The sequence below is a fragment of the Amycolatopsis vancoresmycina genome (assembly GCF_000716785.1).
Taxonomy (GTDB): Bacteria; Actinomycetota; Actinomycetes; order Mycobacteriales; family Pseudonocardiaceae; genus Amycolatopsis; species Amycolatopsis vancoresmycina.
The window spans coordinates 310,032-331,589 of sequence record NZ_JNYY01000009.1; the positions used below are offsets into that span (position 1 = coordinate 310,032).

General features: G+C 70.9%; 19 protein-coding genes. 10 read left to right on the forward strand and 9 right to left on the reverse strand.

Annotated features, from left to right (window positions below; all coding sequences use genetic code 11):
• Nucleotides 1-564, forward strand: a complete 564-nt coding sequence (locus tag OO60_RS23905) for a dihydrofolate reductase family protein (protein WP_003056563.1) — start codon at nucleotides 1-3, stop codon at nucleotides 562-564.
• A gap of 6 nt (nucleotides 565-570) precedes the next feature.
• On the opposite strand, the gene OO60_RS23910 is transcribed toward OO60_RS23905, so the two are convergent.
• Nucleotides 571-1,524 carry an RNA polymerase subunit sigma-70 gene (locus OO60_RS23910; RefSeq protein WP_003056558.1) on the reverse strand — a complete coding sequence of 318 codons (954 nt, stop codon included), beginning with the start codon at nucleotides 1,522-1,524 and terminating at the stop codon, nucleotides 571-573.
• A gap of 79 nt (nucleotides 1,525-1,603) precedes the next feature.
• Between OO60_RS23910 and OO60_RS23915 the strand changes: the two genes are divergently transcribed.
• The 6 genes from OO60_RS23915 to OO60_RS23940 all read left to right on the forward strand — a co-directional run bounded on the left by OO60_RS23915 (nucleotide 1,604) and on the right by OO60_RS23940 (nucleotide 8,203).
• Nucleotides 1,604-2,590, forward strand: a complete 987-nt coding sequence (locus tag OO60_RS23915; protein WP_003056555.1) for a helix-turn-helix domain-containing protein — start codon at nucleotides 1,604-1,606, stop codon at nucleotides 2,588-2,590.
• Nucleotides 2,591-2,779: 189 nt separating this feature from the next.
• Nucleotides 2,780-3,280, forward strand: coding sequence for a GNAT family N-acetyltransferase (locus OO60_RS23920; protein WP_244885572.1), 501 nt, complete (start codon nucleotides 2,780-2,782; stop codon nucleotides 3,278-3,280).
• Nucleotides 3,281-3,336: 56 nt separating this feature from the next.
• Nucleotides 3,337-4,107, forward strand: coding sequence for an SDR family NAD(P)-dependent oxidoreductase (locus tag OO60_RS23925; RefSeq protein ID WP_003056550.1), 771 nt, complete (start codon nucleotides 3,337-3,339; stop codon nucleotides 4,105-4,107).
• A gap of 456 nt (nucleotides 4,108-4,563) precedes the next feature.
• Nucleotides 4,564-5,142: an RNA polymerase sigma factor gene (locus tag OO60_RS23930; RefSeq protein ID WP_003056546.1), complete on the forward strand. Its 579-nt coding sequence runs from the start codon at nucleotides 4,564-4,566 to the stop codon at nucleotides 5,140-5,142.
• The gene (locus OO60_RS23935; protein WP_003056544.1) at nucleotides 5,142-7,334 is read left to right on the forward strand and encodes a tetratricopeptide repeat protein; all 2,193 of its coding nucleotides are present in this window, start codon (nucleotides 5,142-5,144) and stop codon (nucleotides 7,332-7,334) included. The genes OO60_RS23930 and OO60_RS23935 overlap by 1 nt, the downstream gene beginning before the upstream one ends.
• Nucleotides 7,335-7,378: 44 nt before the next feature.
• On the forward strand, nucleotides 7,379-8,203 hold the full coding sequence (locus OO60_RS23940) for an AAC(3) family N-acetyltransferase (protein ID WP_003056543.1): 825 nt from the start codon (nucleotides 7,379-7,381) through the stop codon (nucleotides 8,201-8,203).
• 36 nt (nucleotides 8,204-8,239) lie between these two features.
• Here OO60_RS23940 and OO60_RS23945 read toward each other — a convergent pair whose 3' ends face one another.
• A complete protein-coding gene (locus OO60_RS23945) occupies nucleotides 8,240-8,749 on the reverse strand; it encodes a hypothetical protein (protein ID WP_003056541.1) in 510 nt (169 codons plus the stop codon).
• 136 nt (nucleotides 8,750-8,885) lie between these two features.
• Between OO60_RS23945 and OO60_RS23950 the strand changes: the two genes are divergently transcribed.
• Nucleotides 8,886-10,058: a S1 family peptidase gene (locus tag OO60_RS23950; protein ID WP_240490567.1), complete on the forward strand. Its 1,173-nt coding sequence runs from the start codon at nucleotides 8,886-8,888 to the stop codon at nucleotides 10,056-10,058.
• Nucleotides 10,059-10,095: 37 nt separating this feature from the next.
• Here the strand turns inward: OO60_RS23950 and OO60_RS23955 are convergent, their stop codons facing one another.
• Together OO60_RS23955 and OO60_RS23960 are read right to left on the reverse strand one after the other, a co-directional pair.
• Nucleotides 10,096-10,758, reverse strand: a complete 663-nt coding sequence (locus OO60_RS23955; protein ID WP_003056537.1) for a dienelactone hydrolase family protein — start codon at nucleotides 10,756-10,758, stop codon at nucleotides 10,096-10,098.
• A complete protein-coding gene (locus tag OO60_RS23960) occupies nucleotides 10,755-11,615 on the reverse strand; it encodes an arginase family protein (protein ID WP_003056535.1) in 861 nt (286 codons plus the stop codon). The genes OO60_RS23955 and OO60_RS23960 overlap by 4 nt, the downstream gene beginning before the upstream one ends.
• A gap of 65 nt (nucleotides 11,616-11,680) precedes the next feature.
• Here OO60_RS23960 and OO60_RS23965 point away from each other — a divergent pair, with 65 nt between their 5' ends.
• Nucleotides 11,681-13,033 carry a TrpB-like pyridoxal phosphate-dependent enzyme gene (locus OO60_RS23965; RefSeq protein ID WP_003056532.1) on the forward strand — a complete coding sequence of 451 codons (1,353 nt, stop codon included), beginning with the start codon at nucleotides 11,681-11,683 and terminating at the stop codon, nucleotides 13,031-13,033.
• Between the two features lie 44 nt (nucleotides 13,034-13,077).
• On the opposite strand, the gene OO60_RS23970 is transcribed toward OO60_RS23965, so the two are convergent.
• Both OO60_RS23970 and OO60_RS23975 read right to left on the reverse strand, forming a co-directional pair.
• Nucleotides 13,078-14,730: a hypothetical protein gene (locus tag OO60_RS23970; RefSeq protein WP_156081321.1), complete on the reverse strand. Its 1,653-nt coding sequence runs from the start codon at nucleotides 14,728-14,730 to the stop codon at nucleotides 13,078-13,080.
• Nucleotides 14,731-14,838: 108 nt separating this feature from the next.
• A complete protein-coding gene (locus tag OO60_RS23975) occupies nucleotides 14,839-16,113 on the reverse strand; it encodes a diguanylate cyclase (protein ID WP_003056524.1) in 1,275 nt (424 codons plus the stop codon).
• Nucleotides 16,114-16,321: 208 nt separating this feature from the next.
• Between OO60_RS23975 and OO60_RS23980 the strand changes: the two genes are divergently transcribed.
• Nucleotides 16,322-16,606, forward strand: coding sequence for a hypothetical protein (locus OO60_RS23980; RefSeq protein WP_003056523.1), 285 nt, complete (start codon nucleotides 16,322-16,324; stop codon nucleotides 16,604-16,606).
• Between the two features lie 30 nt (nucleotides 16,607-16,636).
• On the opposite strand, the gene OO60_RS23985 is transcribed toward OO60_RS23980, so the two are convergent.
• From OO60_RS23985 to araD, 3 genes are all read right to left on the reverse strand, one after another.
• Entirely contained in the window at nucleotides 16,637-17,836 is a 1,200-nt protein-coding gene (locus tag OO60_RS23985; protein WP_033262107.1) for an MFS transporter, read from the reverse strand.
• 51 nt (nucleotides 17,837-17,887) lie between these two features.
• Nucleotides 17,888-19,675, reverse strand: a complete 1,788-nt coding sequence (locus OO60_RS23990; RefSeq protein WP_003056521.1) for a VanW family protein — start codon at nucleotides 19,673-19,675, stop codon at nucleotides 17,888-17,890.
• A gap of 119 nt (nucleotides 19,676-19,794) precedes the next feature.
• A complete protein-coding gene (araD, locus tag OO60_RS23995; RefSeq protein WP_003056519.1) occupies nucleotides 19,795-21,507 on the reverse strand; it encodes an L-arabinonate dehydratase in 1,713 nt (570 codons plus the stop codon).
• Nucleotides 21,508-21,558 lie beyond the last annotated feature (51 nt).

Genomic DNA, 21,558 nt, shown 5'->3' on the forward strand with positions numbered 1-21,558 from the left:
GTGCGGAAACTGATCTTCGGCATGAACCTGAGCGTGGACGGCTACATCGCCGCGGCCGGTGGTGACCTCGGCTGGAGCGAGCCCAGTGACGAGCTGTTCGCGTGGTGGCTCGAACGGGAGCAGGCGATCGGCCTGTTCCTCTACGGGCGCAAGCTGTGGGAGACGATGAACTCCTACTGGCCGACCGGCGACCGGCAGCCGGGCGCCACCCCCGCGGAGATCGCGTTCGCGCGGAACTGGCGCGACACGCCCAAGGTGGTGTTCTCCTCCACGCTCGGCGAGGTCGACGGGAACGCCCGCTTGGTCACCGGTGACGCGGTCGCCGAGATCACCCGGCTCAAGGCCGGGGACGGCGGGCCGATGCGGGTCGGTGGGGCGGCGCTGGCCGGGGCGGCCGTGCGGGCCGGGCTGGTCGACGAGTACGAGGTCGTCAGCCATCCGGTGCTGGTGGGCGGGGGCACGCCGTTCTTCACGGCGCTCGACAGCCAGGTGAACCTGGACCTCGTGGAGACGCGGACGTTCCCCGGCGGTGTGGTGCTGACCCGGTACGAGACGAGGCGATGACCCCGGTCACGAGGGGGCAAGCCACGGCTTGCCGGTGGCGTCGAAGCCGGTGAGCTCGGCGATCTTCCCGTCGACGACGTGCAGGACCGCGACGGCGAACAGGCGGTGCTCGGAGTCACCGGGGGTGCGGAGGTACAGCGCGGCGGCGGGCATGCGGTTGACCGTCGTCGTGACCCCGCGCCAGTCGTCGTGGCCGGGGCGGAAGAGGCCGCCGGAGACCCAGCCGTCCACCGCGTCCCCGGCCGTCGTCGTCGCGGTGCCCGGGTCGGGCAGCATCGCGAAGCGCAGGTCCTCGCGCAGCAGGGACGCCAGCGCGTCGAGGTCGTTGCGCTCGTGGGCGTCGATGTAGGCCTTCACCACGCCGCGCTCGTCGCTCGACAGTTCGCGGGTCGCGGGGGTGCGCCAGTCGAGACGGCGGCCGGGCAGCCGCTCGCGCATCGTCGCGCGGGCCCGCTGCAGGGCGCTGGTCACCGAGGCGACGGTCAGGTCGAGGGCGTCGGCGGTCTTCGGCGCCGGCCAGCCGAGGACGTCGCGCAGGATGAGCACCGCACGCTGCCGCGGCGGCAGGTGCTGGACGGCGACGATGAAGGCCAGCTCGATCGTCTCCCGCGCCACCACCGACTCCTCGGGGAGCATCCGGTCGGGGTAGGGCTGCAGGTGCAGCAGGTCCGGCCCCGGCGTGCGGTCGGTGCGCTTCTCCAGGAAGTCGAGGCAGGCGTTGGTCGCGATCCGGTGCAGCCAGGTCCGCAGGCTCGCGCGGCCCTTGAACGACTCCCGCTTGTGCCACGCGCGCAGGAACGTCTCCTGCGTCATGTCCTGGGCGTCCTCGTAGCTGGCGAGCATCCGGTAGCAGTGCACCTGCAGGTCACGCCGGTGGCGCTCGGTGATCAGCGCGAACCCCGCCGCGTCGCCCGCGCGGGCCGCCGCGATGAACGTGGCCTCGTCGGTGCCGTCGGTCATGGTCGTCGATCCTTCCACCAGCCGGCGTCGATCCGTGACCCTTGACTCTCAAGCCGGTCGAGATTGCACAGTGGGGGACATGAACGAGCTCTATCCCATCGGGGACGTCGCCCGCCGCACCGGTTTGAGCGTCAGCGCGATCAGGTTCTACGCCGATGAGGGTGTCGTCGCGCCCACCGGTGTCACCGAGGGCGGCTTCCGGCGGTACGACGTGCACGCCATCGCCCGGCTCGAACTCGTGCGCACCCTCCGCGACCTCGGCGCCGGCCTGGACGACATCCGCCGGGTGGTGGCCGAGGAAAGCACGCTGCACGAGCTGGCCGCCCGGCACCTGCGGCTGGTCGAGGACCAGTTGCAGCAGTTCCGCGCGCGCCGCGCCGTGTTGCGGACCATCGTGCGCCAGCACACCCCGGCCGAGCAGGTGGGCTTGATGCACAAGCTCGTGTCGATGTCCGATGACGACCGCGACCGGCTCATCAGCCGCTTCTGGGACTTCGTGACCGACGGCCTGGACGTCCATCCCGGCTATCTCGAACGGCTGCGCAGCCGGCGGCCGCACCTGCCGGAGGAGCCGTCCACCGAGCAGCTCGAGGCGTGGATCGAACTCGCGGAGGTCGTGCAGGACGAGCAGTTCCGGACCGAGCTGCGGGCGTTCTTCCGTCGTGCTTTCGGCACCGAGCGGGGCAAGCTGATGGCCACCCCCGAGATGCTGGCGCGCGCCGAGCAGCGCCGGGTGCTCTACCTGGAGGCACAGGCGGCGCAGCAGGCCGGCGTGCCGCCGGACGCGCCGCAGGCCAGGGACATCGCCGAACGGATGGTGGCCGACTCGGCCGGTTTCCTGGCCGCCATGACCGGCACGCACGACGCCGACGAGGCCCGGCGCAGCATGGCCGGCTTCGACCGGGCCAGGTCGGAGCGGACGCGGGCCGCGCTGACCGGGACGAACCTGATGGTCAGGTACACCACGCTCGTGGCGACGATCAACGGCACGCCCAGGCCGGATCCCGGCAAGACGGCGGCGGTCCAGGAATGGCTGGCGGCTGCCCTGCGCCACGAGACCACCTGACGCTGTCCGCGACCTGTCCGGATATTGTCGTAAAGCCGAAGTCACTGCGGAAACGGTGAAACAATTCGCTGCCGGGTACGCCGACTGCGCCGCCAATCCGACCCGCACTACGGGTTCGGCGGCATCGCGAAGACGCGCGCGTGAGATATTGCTTTCATGGCAGTCGAAATGCCTTCGGAACCCCAGGTCGTGCTCGAGACCGATCGCCTGCTGCTCCGGCCGTGGCGGGTGGCCGACGCTGTCGTGCAGCGAGAACTGTGGACCGAACGTGATCCGCGAGTGCCGTCACATCGGCGGATCGATGCCGACGGGCGTCCCACGGTCGCCGAGCTCGAGGAAGCGATTCGCGCCGGCCGGCCGTCGTCGGGCGGGTTGCTGGCGATCGAGCGGAAGGCTTCCGGCGATGTCATCGGCTATTGCGGGCTGATCGACGGGCAGGGAGCCGAAGGAGAACCGGAGCTGGCCTTCGAGTTGCTGCGCCGGACCTGGGGGCGGGGCTACGCGACCGAGGCCGCGACGGCGGTCCTGGGCTGGGCCAGATCGTCCGGGTACGCACGACTTCGGGCCACGGTGTGGGAGTGGAACACCGCCTCCCGCCGCGTGCTGGACAAGCTCGGATTCACCGAAACCGCGCGCAAAGAGGTGGACCCGGTCCGCGGAACCACCCTGTTCACCACCAAATGGCTGTAGCCCATCCCGTTGCACGGACCATGGATTCGCCCGCCGCCCTGATTTAGGGTCGTGTCATGCTGCTGGCCGAGAAGGTCGCCCTGATCACCGGAGCGAGCACGGGGATCGGCGCCGCGTCCGCGCGGCTCTTCGCCCGGGAAGGCGCGGCCGTGGTGCTGAGCGCGCGTTCCGGGGACAAGCTCGGCGCGCTGGCCGAGGAGATCCGGGCGGCGGGCGGGCAAGCTCTCGCGGTGGTCGCCGATGTCGCCCGGGACGCGGACTGCGAAGCGATCGTCGCCGCGGTGGTCGAGCGGTTCGGGCGGCTCGACGTGGCCTTCAACAACGCCGGGGTCGGTCCGGAGGGGACGCCGCTCGCGGACACCTCACCGGAGGCGTGGCAGGCGGCGCTCGCGACCAACTTGACCGGCGTCGCGCAGTGCCTGCGGCACGAAATCCGGGCGATGCGGGCGGCCGGTGGCGGCGCGATCGTCAACAACGCCAGCACCGCCGCGTTCTTCGGGACCGCGTTCTCCGCCGCCTACTCGGCGTCCAAGCACGGCGTGGTCGGGCTGACGAAGGCGGCGGCCGCCGAATACGGGCCGTCGGGGATCCGGGTCAACGTCGTGAACCCCGGCGTCACCGAAACCCCGCAGACCGGGCCGTGGCTCGACTCGGTCCCCGGCGAGCGCGAGCGGGTCGCCGGGTGGAACGCGCTGAAGCGGCTGGCCCGGCCCGAAGAGGTGGCCGAGGCGGCGGCGTGGCTGCTGTCGGACCGGGCCTCGTTCGTGACCGGCGCGGAACTGGCCGTGGACGGCGGCTACACGGCGATCGCGCCGTACGTCGGATGATGCGCATCCAGCGGTGGAGGCGGCGCGGTGGGCACCGGCGACGCATCGCGGAGCACCCCGGACGCCGAGGCTCGGTGCGCAACGCCGATTCGTCGAGCAGTCCGTCGAATCCTCACACCCGAACCTCCCGCCGGAGGTGTTCGTCAGGCTGGCGAAGGTCGATGCCCCGTCGCCGTGTACTCGCCGCAATCGGCCCCGACCTGCCGTCCGACGTCGTTGCAACGCCGGCACGGGACACGGTTGCGTGTGATCAGGGGTTTTAACGTATCGGGCGGCCGGGGGCTCTTATAAGTCGATCGACGGATCGATGAGGCGAAAGGGCAGCCCCCATGGACGTGAATGACTGCGGTTACCGCCTGAAGGTGACGCCGAAGCTCGCCGGGACGCGCGAGCCACCGCCGAAGGGTTCCGTACCCGTATGCGGCCGGGGTGGTTGGTCACCCTGGGAGGGTTCCGGTGCCCGATGAGGAGCAGTTCGCCAACGGCGACTCCGCTGGGGACGGGGAAGTGGTGTACCCGGGCGGGTTCGACGATTTCTTCCGTGCCGAATACCGGGAGCTGGTGAAGGCGTTGATGGTCATGGAGGGAGCTTCCCTGGCCGACGCTGACGACTGTGCCGCACACGCAATGGAAAAGGTCCTCGAACGGTGGGATCTTCCCGTCTCCGACCCCGGCCGGGTTCGGCATCCCAAGGCTTACGCCATGAAAACGGCAAGGCACCGGCTCAACAGTGAGCGGCGCCGGCGGCAATCCGTCGCGCTCGACGAGGACGGGTCGACGCTGCCGGCCGACAGCTCGGCGTTGACCACCGTGGAAGATCGTCAGTTCGTCGCGGGCATCCTTGCGTGCCTGCCGCCGGCGCAGCGTCAGGTGATGCATTTGATCACCGAAGGCTACACAGTGGCAGAAATCGCCGAGGTGCTGAACAAGAAAACCAACAACGTCCGCCAGATCGTCCATCTTGGCAAGAAGCGGCTGCGCCCGCTGTGGGGACCCCCGCCGATCGGCTCGCCCGAAGAAGAGGAGGAGCGGTAGTGGCCAGCGATGACGACCGCACGGAGGCTGAGACCTTGCGGGAACGGCTGAACCGCATCAGCGAGATCGTCGAGGAGCACATCACCGACGACGGCTTGGAGGCCAGGCTGCGGGCAGTCAAGAACAGGCCCCGAGACCGCGTTCCCGGCGGACCCGCCCGGTTCATCGGCCGCCGTGCGCTGCTGGACGACCTGCTGAAGCTGACGCGCCGATCGCCGGGAAAGCCCGCGGTGCTCACCGGCCCGGGGGGCACCGGCAAGACGACGGTGGCCGCGGCCTTGGCCGAGCACGTCCGGGCACGGGGTGACCGGACGTGGTGGGTTCCGGCCGTCGATCCGGTCGCCCTGTCACAGGGCCTCACGACGGTGGCGCGGCAGCTGGGCGCAGCCTCGCACGACGTCGAGGCGATCGCCCGGGGCACGGCCGACGCCGCCGACCGCTTCTGGCGGTTGCTCGATGGCGTACCTCCCGGGTGGCTGCTGGTGTTCGACGAGGCCGATGATCCCCGGGTGCTGGCGACCGGGACTTCGCCGGCCGGGATCCAGGACTTGACGGGCTGGGTGCGCTCGTCTGCACACGGCCTGGCCCTGGTGACCAGCCGGGAGGCCGATCCGCGGATGTGGGGAGCGGCACGGATCCTGTCCCTCGGCGCTCTGGACGAGGACGACGCCGCCCGGGTTCTGCGCGAACTCGCGCCGGAGGCGGGCGATGAAGACCAGGCCAGGGCGCTGGCGCGGCGTCTTGACGGCCACCCGCTCAGCCTGCACCTGGCGGGCAGCCACCTGCGTTCGCGGACCACCCGGCGAGCCACCTTCGCCGCCTACGAACTGGCGGTCGGGGAGACGGCCGATTCCGGCCTGCGGGAACGCCCCGCCGCCGCAGTCACGGGGACGCTGACAGGTCGTGCCGTGGAGATGTCGCTGGACGAGCTGGCACAGCGGGGAGTCCCGCAGGCGCGGCCAGTACTGCAGCTGGCCAGCTGCTACGCCTCCACCGCGATCCCCGAGGGGCTCCTCGACGCCGATTTCCTGGCCGGCCCGCCGAGCCCGCGTAACACCACTCCGCCGATTCGGCACCTGGACGAAGTCCTGCGGGGGCTGCGGGAAGTCGGCCTGATCGACGACAGCTCCCCGAGCGGCATCGTCGTGCATCCCGTCGTCGGAGCGGTCGGCCGAGCCGGCCTGGACGTGCCGGAACCGCGCCCGGCCTGGATCCGGCACACCGCGGTCGCCCTCCTTGCCGCCGATGTCGCCGGGCTGCCCCAGGACCAGCCGGCCACCTGGCCGGAGTACGCCCTGCTCGGCCCCCATCTGCTGAGCCTCCTGGGAACCACCGCACAGCACGTGGACCGGGAGCATCTGATCCAGCTCCTGGAAACCGCCGCCGGCATGGCGTGGGCGTTCAACCTCAGCGGAGCCGGCCGAGCGGGGAGTGTGCTGTGCGAGCGTGCCCTGGCCCACAGCGCTGAGCTGGGCGACGGGCATCTCACGGTGCTTCGCCTGCGCCACATGCTGGCGTGGGCAGTCGCCGACCAGGGTGATCTGGCCGGAGCGGAACGGCTGTACCTGGACGTTCTCCGGAACCGGCTGCGGCAGCTCGGCCCCGAGCACCCGGATGTCCTCAGGTGCCGGCACGAACTCGCCTGGATCGCCGGCTGCGGTAAGGAATGGGCGAAGGCCGAGCAGGGCTATCGAGCGGTCCTCCGCGACAGCGCCGGCGTTCTGGAGCCCGACGACCCCGACATCCTGATCACCCGCCATGAGCTCGGCTGGGCGATCGCGAACCAGGGGCGGCTCGACGAGGCCCGCGCCGTCCTCGGCACAGTCCTCGAGGATCGTCTGCGCGTGCTCGGCCCCACGCATCAGCGAACGCTGGGAACCCGGCACGAGCTCGCCTGGATCACCGCCACGGAAGGCAACTGGGCGCAAGCCGAGACCGGCTACCGCGATCTTCTCGGCCTGCGTGCGCAGTTCCTCGGTGCAGATCATCCCGAGACGCTCGTCATCCGGCACGAGCTCGCCTGGATCGCGGCCCGTCGCGGCCGGACGGCGGAGGCGGAGGCCGGTTACCGGGATGTCCTGGCCCGCCGTCGCCGGGTGCTGGGCGAGGACCACCCCGAGACGCGAGCGACAGCGATGGCACTGGAGGAGCTCCGGCAGGGCCGGATCGTCGACGCCCGCCACTCCGTCTGAATCACCGACCACTACTACCGGCTTCCGGTTCGAGGAGATCCGCGATGATTCCGAGCGAACACTTCAGCAAGGCGGTCGACGAACTGGCGCCGCGAGGTCGCCCGATCATGCTGCACGCCTCGTTGCGTTCCTTCCGCGCGCCCATCGCGGGTGGCGTGCACGTCCTGCTGGATGCGCTGCTGGCAAACAACCGCACCGTATTGGTGCCGGCCTTCACCGAACCCCAATTCGGCGTATCTCCGCCCATCGGCATGCGGCCGGCGCGCAACGGCATCGACTACTCCGAACTCCCCGCGGTGCCCACGCCCCCGGAAGGCACCCCGTACACCGTCGACTGTGGGCTCATCAACCCGGGGCTGGGCGTGCTCCCGGCGGCCGTGATCAGCCGTACCAGCGTCGTACGCGGCACGCATCCGCTCAACTCGTTCGCCGCAATCGGCCCCCTGGCCGAAAAGTTGATCTCGGCGCAGAGCCCCTCCGACGTGTACGGCCCCATCCGCGAATTGGCCGCTCGGGAGGGGGTGATCGTCTTGATCGGGGTTGGCCTGAACCGGATGACAGCGCTCCACCTGGCCGAACAGCAGGCGGGACGGCGTCTGTTCCTACGCTGGGCGCGAGACCCCGACCGTCGGGTGACCATGGTCGAGGTCGGTTCCTGCTCCGAAGGGTTTCCCCGCCTGGAGCCGATCCTGCACCCCAACGTCCGTACCGTGGTCGTCGGCGGATCGCGGTGGCAGGCATTTCCCGCGCGGCAGACTCTCGCAGCCGCTGCCGCGGCCATCAAAGCGGACCAGGGCATCACCCGCTGCGACGACGACGAATGCCTGTTGTGCCGTGACTCGATCGCCGGAGGCCCCCAACCGACGTAGCCGCCAGAGCTGCTGTGCACCGGGTGGAGCGGCTGGTCACAGCGGTTCGTATTCGTCGCCGTCTTCGTTGAGCAGCACGAAACCGGGCGACAGCTCCGTCAGGCAGACGCTCAACGACGCCAGCAACTCCTCGACGGGAACCTCGTCGAGCTCCAGCTCGGCCGCCACCTCGGCACGGAGGCGGTCGAGCTCGGGCTCCTCCTCCCTCAACTCCGCGTAGGAAGCTTCGAAGGCGGCCCGCATGGCGTCGACGTCAGGCGCGCAGGCCACGACGTCCTGCCACGTCGGCAGCCCGGTCACCAGCCGGACCGCCGCGGTCGAATCCTCGGCGACGATCCCCGCCGTGCCCTCGGAACTGGCGTACAGCACCGGTCCGCCGTCGCAGACGAAGAACGTGCCGCCCGCTGCGTCGCCCGCGGCCACCTGCAGCTTTCCGCCCGAGGCCAGGTGTACCCGCTCGACCGGGTCCTGGCGGGTGAGGTCGAAGTCGAACACGTTCGCCAGCAGGGCCGTGGCGCGGGCGTTGTCCCGGATGCGATCGAGCATGGCGGGAACCTTAGCCCGCCCGTCATCCGGACCTTGTGAACTTTGACAAACGCCGTCATCCGGTTCACGCGGAACGACATAGCCTCGCTCTCCTCCCGCGCCCGACACTCGGGGGCGAACGGGAGGGAGTTCCGCCATGCTTCGAACACGCAGGGTGCTCGCCGCCACTGGGGTCGTCTGGCTCGCCGTGGCCGGGGTCAGCGGGCCGGCTCAGGCGGCCGCCGATCCGCGGCTGCTCGCCGCGATGCAGCGCGATCTGCACCTCGATTCCGCCCAGGCGACCGAACTGCTGGCCGTGGAGGCGGCCGCCGGGCGCACCGAACGCCGGCTGCGGGCTGAGTTCGGCACCCGGTTCGGCGGCGCCTGGCTCAGTTCGTCCACTTTGGTCGTGGCCGTCACCGATCCGGCGCTGGCGGACGCGGTGAAAGCCGCCGGTGCCGAGCCTAAGCTCGTCCGGCGCAGTGAAAGCGAACTCGGCAAGGTTAAGTCTACTTTGGACAAGGCGGCGCGGCCGGCTGCCCGTGCCGTGTCCGGCTGGTACGTCGACGCCGTCACGAACGCCGTCGTCGTGCGTGCCCACCCGGACGCCGTCGCGGTCGCCGCCGCGTTCGTCGGGGCCAGTGGCGCCGACCCGCGTGCGGTGCGGGTCGAGGTCTCGGCCGGCACGCCGCGGACGCTGGACCGGGTGCCGCTCGGCATCTACGGCGGGGACCTGCTCCGGGTGCCGCTCGGCCGGTGCTCGCTCGGCTTCTCCGTCCTGAGCTACGTCCAGCACTTCACCGGCTGGACGACGGCGGGCCACTGCGGCCGGGCCGGCGACGCGGCCACCCCGGGCTTCGACGTCGGCGCCACCGGGACCTTCCGCGGCTCGGTGTTCCCCGGCAACGACCACGCCTGGGTCAGCCACGACAACTACGACTTCGACTTCGGCCCGTTCGCGATGCCGCAGGTCAACGACTACCAGGGCGACGGCGTCCGCGTCGAGGGCCTGCAGGAAGCACCCGTCGGGGCGTCGATCTGCCGGTCCGGCATCACCAGCGGCTGGCGCTGCGGCACGATCCAGGCCAAGAACGAGACCGTCAACTACGCGGAAGGCACGGTGACCGGGCTGACCCGGACCAGCGCCTGCGCCGAGCCGGGGGATTCGGGCGGGCCGTACCTGTCCGGCGGGCAGGCACAGGGCACCACCTCCGGCGGGAGCGGCGACTGCACCTTCGGCGGCACGACCTACTTCCAGCCGATCAACCCGGTCCTGCGTGCGTACCAGCTGAAACTGTTCAGCGTCAACGGCGCTCTCGACCCGCTGTGAGCACTCCGGGCGCTCACGGCGGCGTGCGCGCCCGGAGTCACGCCGGCAACGTCCGGCGCAGGAACTCCGTCGTCAGCTCCCACGCGCGCGCCGCGGCTTCGGGGTGGTGGAACATCGGGGCCACGTGGTTGTGGAACGCGTGCCCGGCCTCCTCCTGCACGTGGATCTCCGCGCCGGGGTGCGCCGCCACCGCGGCCTCGACCACGGCCACGTCCGACCGCGGGATGTACGGGTCCTGGCCGCCGAAGTGGAACTGGATCGGGCACGAAACCCGGGCGAGGTCCGCGATCTGCCTGGCGACCGTCGAGCCGTAGAACGACACCGCCACGTCGGGATCGCCTTCGGCCGCCGCCGCGAAGGCCAGCAAGCCGCCCAGGCAGAAGCCCAGCACCCCCACCCCGCCCGAAACCGACGGCAGCGCACGCAGGTGGGCCACCGCGTCGAGCACGTCCGCCAGTCCCAGCACCGGGTCGAACGACGCCGCCACCGCCATCGACGCCGCCACGCCGGCTTCGTCGTGCGTCGAGGACCAGCCCGGCGCCGTCCGCCGGAACAGTTCCGGGATCGCCACCACGTACCCCGCCTCCGCCAGGCCGGCCGCCACCGAGCGCAGGTAGTCGTCCAGGCCGAAGATCTCCTGGACCAGCACCAGGCCCGGGCCGCGGCCGGACGGCGGGTACCAGATCGGCAGGTCGGTCATCGCAACGCCCTTTCGAGGATGTCGGCGACCAGGGCGGCCTGGTGGCCGTCCGGGTCGAGGTCGGGGTCGAACACGGTCAGCTCGAAGCCCGCGGCGCCCGGCCGGGCCAGCAGCTGCCGCAGCACCGACACCAGCGTGTCCGGGTCGAGGCCGCCGGGGTCGGGACTGTCCACTGCGGACACATACGCCGGGTCCAGCACGTCGATGTCCACGTGCACCCAGAAGCCGTCCAGGCCCTCGAACGGCGACGACGGCGCCCACCCGGAAGCCATCATCGATTCGGACGTGACGTGGGCGATCCCCGCGGCGCGCAGGTGCGCCGACTCGGCGGACCGCACCCCGAGCACGAGGACGTCTTCGTCGCGGACGTACGGGCGCAGGCCGTCGATGTCGGCCAGGCCGGGCTCGCCCCGCCCGGTCATGATCGCCAGGTCCTCGCCGGCCGCCGCGCCGACGTGGTCCGCGACGCCCAGGTGGCGGAAGTCGTCGTGACCGTCCAGGTACGCGATGCCGTACCGGCCCGCGCGGCGCAGCGCCAGCATCGCGCCCAGCGAGATCGAGCAGTCGCCGCCGAGGACCACCGGGAAGCCGCCCGACGACCGGACCGAGGCCACCCGCGCCGCCAGTGCGCGCGTGTAGGCGGCCAGCGCCGCCGCGTTGCGCACGCCGTCACCCGGCTGCCACGTGCCCACGTACCGGCCCGGCGTCACGACGCCGCCGTCGGCCGCGCCCAGGCGGCTCAGGATACCGAGGTCGCGCAGCACGCCGGGCGTCTTGTAACAGCCCGGCACCGCGCCTTCGGCCGGCGGCCGGAGGCCCAGATTGGACGGTGCGTCGATCAGGACCGGATTCCTCACCCGATCACCGTACTGGCTCCGCGGCCGGGAGCGGCCTAGGTTGGAGTGCCGACCAAGGAGGCGTGATGGCTGAGCAGACCAAATACGTCCTGGACGAAGCCGATCTCCCGACCCAGTGGTACAACGTCATCCCCGACCTGCCGGAGCCGCCACCGCCGCCGCTGCACCCCGGCACCCGCGAGCCGGTCGGGCCGGACGACCTCGCGCCGCTGTTCCCGCAGGCGCTCATCGCCCAGGAAGTGACGACGGATCGCTATGTCGACATCCCGGAGGAGGTTCGGGAGGTCTACCGGCTCTGGCGCCCGTCGCCGCTGTTCCGCGCGCGTCGCCTGGAGAAGGCGCTGGGCACCCCGGCGCGGATCTACTACAAGTACGAAGGCGTCAGCCCGGTCGGCTCGCACAAGCCGAACACCGCGGTGCCGCAAGCGTTCTACAACGCGGCCGAAGGCGTCACGCGGCTGACCACCGAGACCGGCGCCGGCCAGTGGGGCAGCGCGCTCGCCTTCGCCTGCGCCCAGTACGGGCTGGAGTGCGAGGTCTGGCAGGTGCGCGCGTCCTACGACCAGAAGCCCTACCGCAAGCTGATGATGGAGACGTTCGGCGCGACCGTCCACCCGAGCCCGTCCGAGCTGACCGAGTCCGGCCGCGCGATCCTCAAGCAGCACCCCGATTCGACGGGCAGCCTCGGCATCGCGATCAGCGAAGCCGTCGAGCAGGCGGCGCAGGACCCGAACACGCGGTACGCGCTGGGCAGCGTGCTCAACCACGTGCTGCTGCACCAGACGGTCATCGGCGAGGAGGCGCTGCGCCAGTTCCGCCTGGCCGGCGACACCCCGGACGTCCTGGTCGGCTGCACCGGCGGCGGCTCGAACTTCGGCGGGCTGGCGTTCCCGTTCCTGCGCGAGAAGCTGGCCGGCCGGATGGACCCGGTGATCCGCGCGGTCGAGCCGGCCGCGTGCCCGTCGCTCACGCGGGGGAAGTACGCCTACGACTTCGGCGACACCGCCGGGCTGACCCCGTTGCTGAAGATGCACACGCTCGGCCACGAGTTCATCCCGGACCCGATCCACGCGGGCGGCCTGCGCTACCACGGGATGTCGCCGCTCATCTCGCACCTCTACGAGCTGGGCCTGATCGAGGCACTGGCCGTCGGCCAGCAGGAGTGCTTCGCGGCGGGCGTGCGGTTCGCCCGGTCGGAGGGCATCATCCCGGCACCGGAACCGACGCACGCGCTCGCGGCGTGCATCCAGGAAGCGTTGCGGTGCAAGGAAACCGGGGAGGAGAAGGTGATCCTCACGGCGTTGTGCGGGCACGCCCACCTCGACCTGCCCGCGTACGGCGCCTACCTCGCGGGGGAAATGGTGGACAACGAGCTTTCGGCGGCCACGCTGGAAGAATCGCTGGCGACGCTGCCGTAGGCGGGGGCCCGGGTGGCGTCCGGTGCGCCACCCGGGGTGTCCCGCTAGTGCTGACCGGAAAGGATGCGGCTCGCGGCCTTCAGGGAGTTGTAGATTTCGACCTCCCCGCGCCCGAGGCCTTCGTACAAGGCTCTTTCGCACTGCCTGGCGCGCTCCTGGAGCTCCCGTCCGAGCAACCTGGATGCGACGAGCTCGTCCACGCCGACGCCGAAGGTCGGACGGCACCAGGCCGGCAGGTCGCCGGCTGCCGTGATCAGGTCCAGCAGTTCCGTGGCGGCCGGTGCGACGTCGTCGCGGTGGAAGATGCGGATCCGGCAGTCCGCCATGGCGCGGGCGATCTTGTCGGTGTCCGAAACCGGCTGAGCCGCGGCCAGCCGGGCCCTGGCTTCGTCTTCCGCCGGGGAATCGCCGGCCAGCAGCCACGCGGCCGTCGAATGCGTGATCGGATGGCTTTCGTACGAAATCCCGATTCCGGCCAGTTGGCCGGCCTGGTCGATTTCGAGATCTTCGCACAGGGGCCAGATCATGGCGGCCAGGCAGCCGTCGCTGATTCCGCGGCGCACCGCGAACCTGACCAGCTGCCAGTGCTGGCCGGTTTGCAGGCTCATGAACGACGAAGTCGTCAGGAGGGTGACCAGAACGTCGTCGACGGTGTGGTCCCGGCGGGGTCCGTCGTCGCCGGTGCGCAGGACGACCTGCGCTTCGGCGAGGGAATAGGCTTTCTCGTGTTCGTTCTCACCGATCAGGACCATGAGCCGGGCGCCGAGCAACGACCCGTCCCGGAAGCCCTGTGCGTCGAGCTTGTCCAGCCAGCGCCGGGCGTCCTCGATCCGGCCCAGCGCGCTCAGCGTCGCCACGATCGTCGCGTGGTCGGCCGGCTGCCGGATGAATTTCCTGTACTGGAACAGGACCTTGCCGATCATGGCGAACAGGCAGATCCCGGCCAGTGTCAGCAGAATCGCCGACGGCGTGCGTGGCGTCCCGAGGACCACGTCGAAAACGTGGGTGAAGGCGCCCAGGCCCTTGATCTGGTCGACGACGACGTCGAGCGTCGGCTTCCCGCCGACCTGGAGGGGGCCGAGCAGCAGGGAGCCGGAAAGGAGCGTGAGGTACTGCAATGCGGCGATGGCGATGAACTGCACGTACGGCTGCATCAGGTTTCTGCGCAGCTGACCGGGGAGGTCGAGGGCGGACAGGGAGTTCGAGATCAGGTTGGCGATCAGGGCGACCAGGAGGAACGCTGATCCCGTGTCGATCGCCCAGCCGGGACCGACCAGGATCCGCAGCACGAGCAGCAGCAGGGCGAACCCGAACAGCGCCAGCGCGACCTGCAGGTTCACCGGCGCCAGGTGCACGGCTCTCGTCCGCTCGCGGTAGTCTCTCGAAATGATCGCCCGGCGCATGTAGGCGACGGTGACCGGCCAGGCCACGACGAACACCGGGAAGAACAGGAACCGGTACGTTATTATCCATCGCAGTCTCGACAGCAGTCCCTTTTTGAATTGCCGCTGGAAACTGGCGAGCCCGACGACCCTGTCTATCGACTTGTCGGCGAGCTTCAATGCCCGTGGTCCCATGTAAAAGGCGCTGAACACGGCCAGTACCGCACCGATGGCCAAGTAGATCACGATGATGGACGCAGTCACCTGCCCGACCCCCTCCTCGCCGGTGCTGATTCGCGGATCCCGGGAAATCATACGCCCGTATTCAGGGTGGGTTCGGCGAAAAAGCCGGTCAGGTCCCGACCTGTGACCCGCCGCGCGAGAAGCAGGTGAATCACTTCCGGGCCGGCTGGGGGTGAGCCGTCAGAGGGTGTCCGGGATCTCCGGGCGCGACAGCTCGGTGCGGGCGGTCGCCAAGACCACGCGGTCGCGGCCGCCCGCCTTCGCCTCGAACACCGCGTCGTCCGCTGCCTGCAGCAGGATCGTGTACTCCGTGGCCGTTTCCGGGTACACCGCTGCGCCGATCGAGGCCGTCAGGCCCGTGATCACCTCGGGCTTGCCCGGGCGGATCACCGGGACCGGGACCTCGATGCGGGCGATCGCCGTGCGGATGCGGTCCGCGACCGAGGCGATCTCCGCGCTCGTCGTGCCCGGGAGGAGGACCACGAACTCGTCGCCGCCGAAGCGGCCGACGTAGTCGCCGCCGCGGACCGAGCCCTGGATCGCCGCCGCGACCGCGCGCAGGACCTCGTCGCCCGCCAGGTGGCCGTTGCCGTCGTCGATGGCCTTGAAGTGGTCGATGTCGATCATCAGCACGCCCGCCGTAGAGGACAGCTCCGCCGCGCGGGCCAGCTCGTTGCGGGCCAGCTGGACCCAGAACTCCGGGGCGAGCAGCGCCGTCTTCGAGTCCGTGCGCGCCGCCGCCTGGAACTGGGGGAGCAGCAGGCCGATGTGCAGCGCCACCGGGGTCACCATCAGCACCGGCAGCAGCCACGGCCGGACCGTCATCACCAGCGCGATGCCGCAGCCGACGCCCACCGCGGCCAGCACGATCAGCACGTCGGACGGGTTGCCGAACGCCTGCCGCGGCGGCTTGCCCGGGTTGCTCATCAGGATCGCGAGGATCACGAGCACGTAGTTGAGGCCGAAGTAGGAGAGCCCGGACACCAGCAGCGCCGTCATCCCGCCGAACCCGTCCAGATACGGCACATACGGCGCCACGTGCCCGGTACCCGCCGAAAGAACGCCGCCCGCGGCGGCGCAGGCGAGGATCACCGTGGCGCCGGAAAACACTTTCCGGTGAATTACGCCGCGCCGTTTGTAGACGCGCACCCACGAATGGGCGTAACTCACAACGATGACCACAGTGGCCAGTGGCGGGGGCAGCAGCAGGAGCCCGGCGAAGATCCAGATCGACTGGAGGTGCATGTGCGGCCGTCCGTCGGCGGCCAGCTCGCGGATGCGCTCGATGCGTTGCGCCGCTTCGAGGTGCACGATTTCGCCGGCCAGGATCAGGCCGCACCACAGCAGCGACTGGGCCGTGATCGGCACCAGCGCGGCCGTCGTCGCGACCATGATCAACGCCAGCGCGTCGACGACGAGGACATAGCCGAGCACCGGAGTGGCCAGCTTCCACATCGCCCACGTTCGGATACCTGATCGTGGACGTTCTGAGCTGGGCTTTCGCCCTTGGGACCCGGACAATCCCACGAAACGCCCCTCTTCCCAGGACGGAACTCTTCGCGGAAAACGTCACTGTAATCGAATGAACGCGGTGTGTCACTAGGCCGGTCAGGCTACCGTTCGGTCACGCACCGTGCGTAAACCCTCACGAACTGGAGAAATCATGTCGCACTTCCTGCCCAACGCCAACATCGTCCCGTCCCGCCGGCGCGCGCAGCGGCCGACCGACTGGACCCGGCAGCTCCCCACCGACTGGACCCGCGCGATCCCGACCGACTGGACCACGCGGCAGCTGCCGACCGACTGGACCGCCCGCGAACTCCCCACCGACTGGACCGTCCGCGAGCTGCCCACCGATTGGACCCGGCCCGGCGTCGCGCCAGCGCTGCCGCAGTGCCCGACCGATTGGACGCCGCGCCAGGCGCCGACCGACTGGACGCGGTCCTGACCAGTGCCCGGTGACCGGCACCGTCGCCGGTCACCGGGAATCCGGTTGCGCCTGCCGCCACAGGCGAGCCGCGCCCAACGCCGCCAGCACGCCCAAAGCGCCCGCGCCCGCCACCACGCCGTGCGGAGCCACCCGCTCGGCCGCCAGCCCCGCCAGCACCACACCCAGGCCCTGTGACACCCGCAACGCCGTCAACGCGAACCCGAACGCCTGCGCGCGCTGGGTGTCCGGCGTCAGCTGCACGAACGTCGTGTTCGCGATCAGGTTGTACGAACTGGCCACCCCGGACAGCGTGAACAGGGTCAACGTGGCCGCCAGGTCCGGTTGCAGCGCGCAGCCCAGCAGCGCCGCGCACGCCAGCACCGCCAAGGGCCCGAGCAGCCGGCTGCGCCGCGCAGGCGGGATTCGCGAGAGCGCCGCCATGCCGAGCACGTTCCCGAGCGCGTACGCGCCGAGCAGCAGCCCGACCACCACCGCACCGCCGCCGAGCTCGGCGGCGTACGGCGCGGCGACCGCCTCGCCCGCGATGTAGAGCCCCGACACGCACCCCAGCGCCACCAGCGCGAGCCGCCGCCGGTCGCGCGCCACCACCGTCCAGCCCGCCCGCACGTGCCGCCACCAGCGGACCCCGGAAGACTCCCGCGGCGGCCGCGGGAGGACGCCGCTGACCAGGAACAGGGCCGACACCGCGAAGCTCGCCGCGTCCGCCAGCAGGGCGCCGCCGGTGCCGAGGCCCGCCACGAGCAGCCCGCCGAGTGCGAACCCGGCGACCTGGCCCGCCTGCACCAGCATCATCAGCAGGCCCATCCCGGGCACGAACGTGTCGCTGGGCAGCACCTGCGGCAGCAGCGCGGCCCGCGCGGAGTTCCACACCGGGTTGAACAGCTGGACGCCGACCAGCAGCGCCGCCACCGCCGGCAGCGGGAGGCCGGGCGTCGCCATCACGGCCACCGCGAGCGCCCGCAGGACGTCGGCCAGCACCATCACCGTCCGCGGCGGGTACCGGTCGGCCAGCCCGGACAGCAGCGGGCCGCCGACGAGGTCCGGCAGGAACGTCAGCGCGTAGGTCAGCGCGGCCCAGCCCGGCGAGTTCGTGCGGTCGTAGACCAGGATCGACAGCGCGACCCGCGCCAGCTGGTCACCGGTGACCGAGACGAGCTGCGCCGCGAACAGGGCCCGGAATTCGGTCACGCCGAGGACGTCCCGGAACCCCACCGCGCGTCCGCTCATGGGCACTCAGGGTACCGCCGCGGACGCCCAGCGTGAACGGCCGTTAGGAGGTCACGGTGCTTCTCCGCAGACGATTTTCGGCTGCGGGTTGTAGTGGACGGTCCGGGTCGAGCGGCTCACCTCACGGCCGGTGGCCGCGTCCTTGAGCACGCGGGTGTTGCTCGTGGTGAACCCCGGCGCGCCGTTCGAGGCGTGGCAGTTCTCCGCCGGCCCCGGCTTCGTCGGCGGGTCGCTCTGGTTGGTCTGGGCGCCCTCGATCGACTCGACCGTGTAGCGCTTGGTGCCCCACAGCTTCACGGTGATCGACGACGGCGTCCAGATCGTCTGGATCGCGATGCCGGTCGGCGAGTCGTTGGTGAACTTGAGGTCGATGACGCTGGACCCGTTCGGGTTCTGGAACACCGTGGCCTCGCGCGCGGCGGGGTAGCGGCTGATGTAGTAGCTGTGCTCCTTGTGCCCGGCGTCCTTCAGGCCCGCGAAGTAGGACGCGTTGTACAGCGTGGTCGCGAACTGCGAGATGCCGCCGCCGACCTCGCGCCCCGGGGCGCCGTCCTTGATCACGCCCGCCTCGACGTAGCCCTGCGCCGTGCCGCGCGGACCGGTGAACCCGTTGAGGCTGAACGTTTCCCCCGGCTTGACGATGGCGCCGTTCACCTTCTGCGCGACGACGCGGATGTTGACGCCGGAGTCGGCCGCGAACTTCTGCGTCGTGAACTCGCCGACCACCTCTTTGACGCCCAGCTGGTTCGCCTGGTCGGTGGTGACCTTCGCCGGGCTGTCCTTGTAGATCGCCGGCACCTCGCGGCCGTCGGTCTTCTTCAGCACGTCGGGCAGCGGCTTGAGGCTCGGGTCCCAGTCGATGGTCCGGCCGTCGGTGGAGGGGTCGACCGCGGGCTTGCCGCCTTCGAAGACGATGGTCGCGTCCTTGCCCTCCTTCTCCGTGGACTTCAGCTGCGGCCCGGCGGCTTCGGCGATCTTCGCGTTGTCGATCTTCGGGGTCAGCCCGCCGCCGTCGGCCGGTTCGAAGGTGATCGCCGCGGCGATCGCCTCCGGCTTCACGGTGGCGTTCTTGCCCTCGCCCTTGACCACGAGCGGACCGGAGACGGCGGGGCGCGCGAACCCGTCGAGCGCCGCCTGGACGCCTTCGGCCGTGGTGCGGACCGGGGTGCCGGTCACCGGCAGCGCCAGGGTTTCCCCGCTCGCCCACTTCTCGACGACGGCGGCGGTGGCGCCCGCCACGTCGAGCTTCTGCCCGGCCTTCGGCGGCACGGCGACCGGCTGGACGCCGTCGAACTTCACGGTGCCTTCGACCGGATCGCGGTACACCTGGCCGCGCAGCGTCTCGAGCGCCGCGGTCAGCTTGGCGTCGTCGGAGTGGCTGACGACGCCGACCTCGCGGCTGGAGAAGAACGACGACAGCCGCGTGAAGGGGTTCAGCGGCTGCTCGCCCGCCTGGTCGAGGGTCTGCGGCCAGTCCAGCTTCAGCCCGGCGAGCGTCGGCGACAGCGTGCCCTGGTACTCGCCCGCGGTGACGGCGAGCGGGCGCGTCAGCCGCGGCTCGATCTTCCCGCGCAGCTCCTGCTCGGCCGCGTCGCGGCCCATCCCGCCGACGTCGACGCCGGCCACGGTCACCCCGCGCGGGACGCTGCCCTGGCTGATCAGCAGGTCGATGCCGTAGACCGCGACGAGCAGCCCGAACACCCCGCCGGCGATCAGGCCCGCCGTGCGGAAGGAGCGCTTCGGGGTGCGGCCGGGGCCCGGTTCCGGTTCGGGCCGGACGACCGGGAGGACGTCGGTCTGCTCACCGTGTGAGTCGGGCCAGCGCGGTTCGTACGGCAACTCTCCACCCCTTCAGCGCGGCGCCGGGTTGCGCCGGTGACGACGTCAGCGTACGGGGCAGCCGGACAAGCCGTACGACTCGCCCTAACGGGGGATGAAACGGTCACGGATCGCGGGGTTCACCCGGCATCGGGTTCGGGATCGTGCCCGGCCCTGGCCAGGAAATCGAAGTCGCAGCCTGCGTCGGCCTGCGTGATGTGTTCGCTGTAGAGCGCGCCGTAGCCGCGTTCGAACCGGGGCGCCGGCGGAGTCCACTCGGCACGCCGCCGTTCGAGCTCCGCATCGGACACTTCGAGCCGCAGGGTGCGCGTGGGGACGTCCAAGGTGATCAGGTCGCCGTCGCGGACCAGCGCCAGCGGGCCGCCGACGTGCGACTCGGGTGCCACGTGCAGCACGCAGGCGCCGTAGCTGGTGCCGCTCATCCGGGCGTCGGAGATCCGGACCATGTCGCGGACGCCCTGTTCGAGCAGGTGCGCCGGGATCGGCAGCATCCCGTACTCGGGCATGCCGGGGCCGCCGAGCGGGCCGGAGCCGCGCAGCACCAGCACCGAGTCCGTGGTGATCGCCGGGTCGTCGATCCGCTTCTTGAGGTCCGGGTAGTTCTCGAACACCACGGCCGGGCCGGTGTGCGTCAGCAGGTGCGGCTCGGCGGCGATGTGCTTGATCACCGCGCCCGACGGCGCCAGGTTGCCGTGCAGCACGGCGACCCCGCCCTCGGCGGCGACCGGGTTGTCCCGGGTCCGGATCACGTCGTCGTTGTGCACGCTCGCCTGCGCGAGGTTCTCGCCGAGCGTCCGGCCGGTGACGGTGAGCCGTTCGGGGTGCAGCAGGTCGGTCAGCCGCGACAGCAGCCCGGGCAGGCCGCCGGCGTAGTAGAAGTCCTCCATCAGCCAGTCGCCGCCGGGCCGGATGTTGGCCAGCACCGGCACGCGCCGGGCGATCGCGTCGAAGTCCGCGAGCGAGACCGGGATCCCGCTGCGCCCGGCCATCGCGATCAGGTGGATCACGGCGTTGGTCGAACCGCCCAGCGCGAGCACGGTGGTGATCGCATCGCTGTAGGCGCGCTTGTCCAGGACTTGCGTGATGGTCAGGTCTTCCCAGACCATGCCGACGATCCGGGCACCGCTCGCCGCGGCCATCCGGTGGTGCGCCGAGTCGACGGCGGGGATCGACGCGGCACCCGGCAGCGTCACGCCGAGCACCTCGGCCGCCGAAGTCATGGTCGACGCCGTCCCCATCGTCATGCAGTGCCCCGGTGACCGGGCCAGCCCGCGTTCCAGTTCGGACATTTCGGCGTCGCCGATCAGCCCGGCGCGCTTGTCGTCCCAGTACTTCCACATGTCGGTGCCGCTGCCGAGGACCTCGTTGCGCCAGTGCCCCCGCAGCATCGGCCCGGCCGGGACGAAGATCGCGGGCAGGCCCGCGCTGGCCGCGCCCATCAGCAGTGCCGGCGTGGTCTTGTCGCAGCCGCCCATCAGGACGGCGCCGTCGATGGGGTAGGAGCGGAGGATCTCCTCGGTCTCCATGGCCAGCAGGTTGCGGTAGAGCATCGGCGTCGGCTTCTGGTAGGTCTCCGACAGCGTGGCGACCGGGAACTCCAGCGGGAACCCGCCTGCCTGCCAGACACCGCGCTTGACCTGCTCGGCGCGTTCGCGCAGGTGCATGTGGCAGGGGTTGATGTCCGACCAGGTGTTGAGGATGCCGATGACCGGTTTGCCGAGGTGCTCTTCCGGGTTGTAGCCGAGCTGGCGGCTGCGGGCGCGGTGGCTGAAGTTGCGCAGTTCGCCGCCGCCGAACCACCGGTGGCTGCGGAGTTCCTCGGGTTGCTTCATGCCGTCCAGTATGGCATCTGATATACGATCGGTGGGCCTGGTTGAATTGGG

Excerpts from the sequence above, each read along its gene's own strand:
- araD (WP_003056519.1), bottom strand. The coding sequence starts at position 21,507 with ATGAAGCAACCCGAGGAACTCCGCAGCCACCGGTGGTTCGGCGGCGGC.
- OO60_RS23950 (WP_240490567.1), top strand. The coding sequence starts at position 8,886 with ATGCTTCGAACACGCAGGGTGCTCGCCGCCACTGGGGTCGTCTGGCTC.
- OO60_RS23915 (WP_003056555.1), top strand. The coding sequence starts at position 1,604 with ATGAACGAGCTCTATCCCATCGGGGACGTCGCCCGCCGCACCGGTTTG.
- OO60_RS23975 (WP_003056524.1), bottom strand. The coding sequence starts at position 16,113 with ATGTGGAAGCTGGCCACTCCGGTGCTCGGCTATGTCCTCGTCGTCGAC.
- OO60_RS23980 (WP_003056523.1), top strand. The coding sequence starts at position 16,322 with ATGTCGCACTTCCTGCCCAACGCCAACATCGTCCCGTCCCGCCGGCGC.
- OO60_RS23910 (WP_003056558.1), bottom strand. The coding sequence starts at position 1,524 with ATGACCGACGGCACCGACGAGGCCACGTTCATCGCGGCGGCCCGCGCG.
- OO60_RS23925 (WP_003056550.1), top strand. The coding sequence starts at position 3,337 with ATGCTGCTGGCCGAGAAGGTCGCCCTGATCACCGGAGCGAGCACGGGG.
- OO60_RS23955 (WP_003056537.1), bottom strand. The coding sequence starts at position 10,758 with ATGACCGACCTGCCGATCTGGTACCCGCCGTCCGGCCGCGGCCCGGGC.
- OO60_RS23970 (WP_156081321.1), bottom strand. The coding sequence starts at position 14,730 with ATGATTTCCCGGGATCCGCGAATCAGCACCGGCGAGGAGGGGGTCGGG.
- OO60_RS23945 (WP_003056541.1), bottom strand. The coding sequence starts at position 8,749 with ATGCTCGATCGCATCCGGGACAACGCCCGCGCCACGGCCCTGCTGGCG.
- OO60_RS23985 (WP_033262107.1), bottom strand. The coding sequence starts at position 17,836 with ATGAGCGGACGCGCGGTGGGGTTCCGGGACGTCCTCGGCGTGACCGAA.
- OO60_RS23965 (WP_003056532.1), top strand. The coding sequence starts at position 11,681 with ATGGCTGAGCAGACCAAATACGTCCTGGACGAAGCCGATCTCCCGACC.
- OO60_RS23940 (WP_003056543.1), top strand. The coding sequence starts at position 7,379 with ATGATTCCGAGCGAACACTTCAGCAAGGCGGTCGACGAACTGGCGCCG.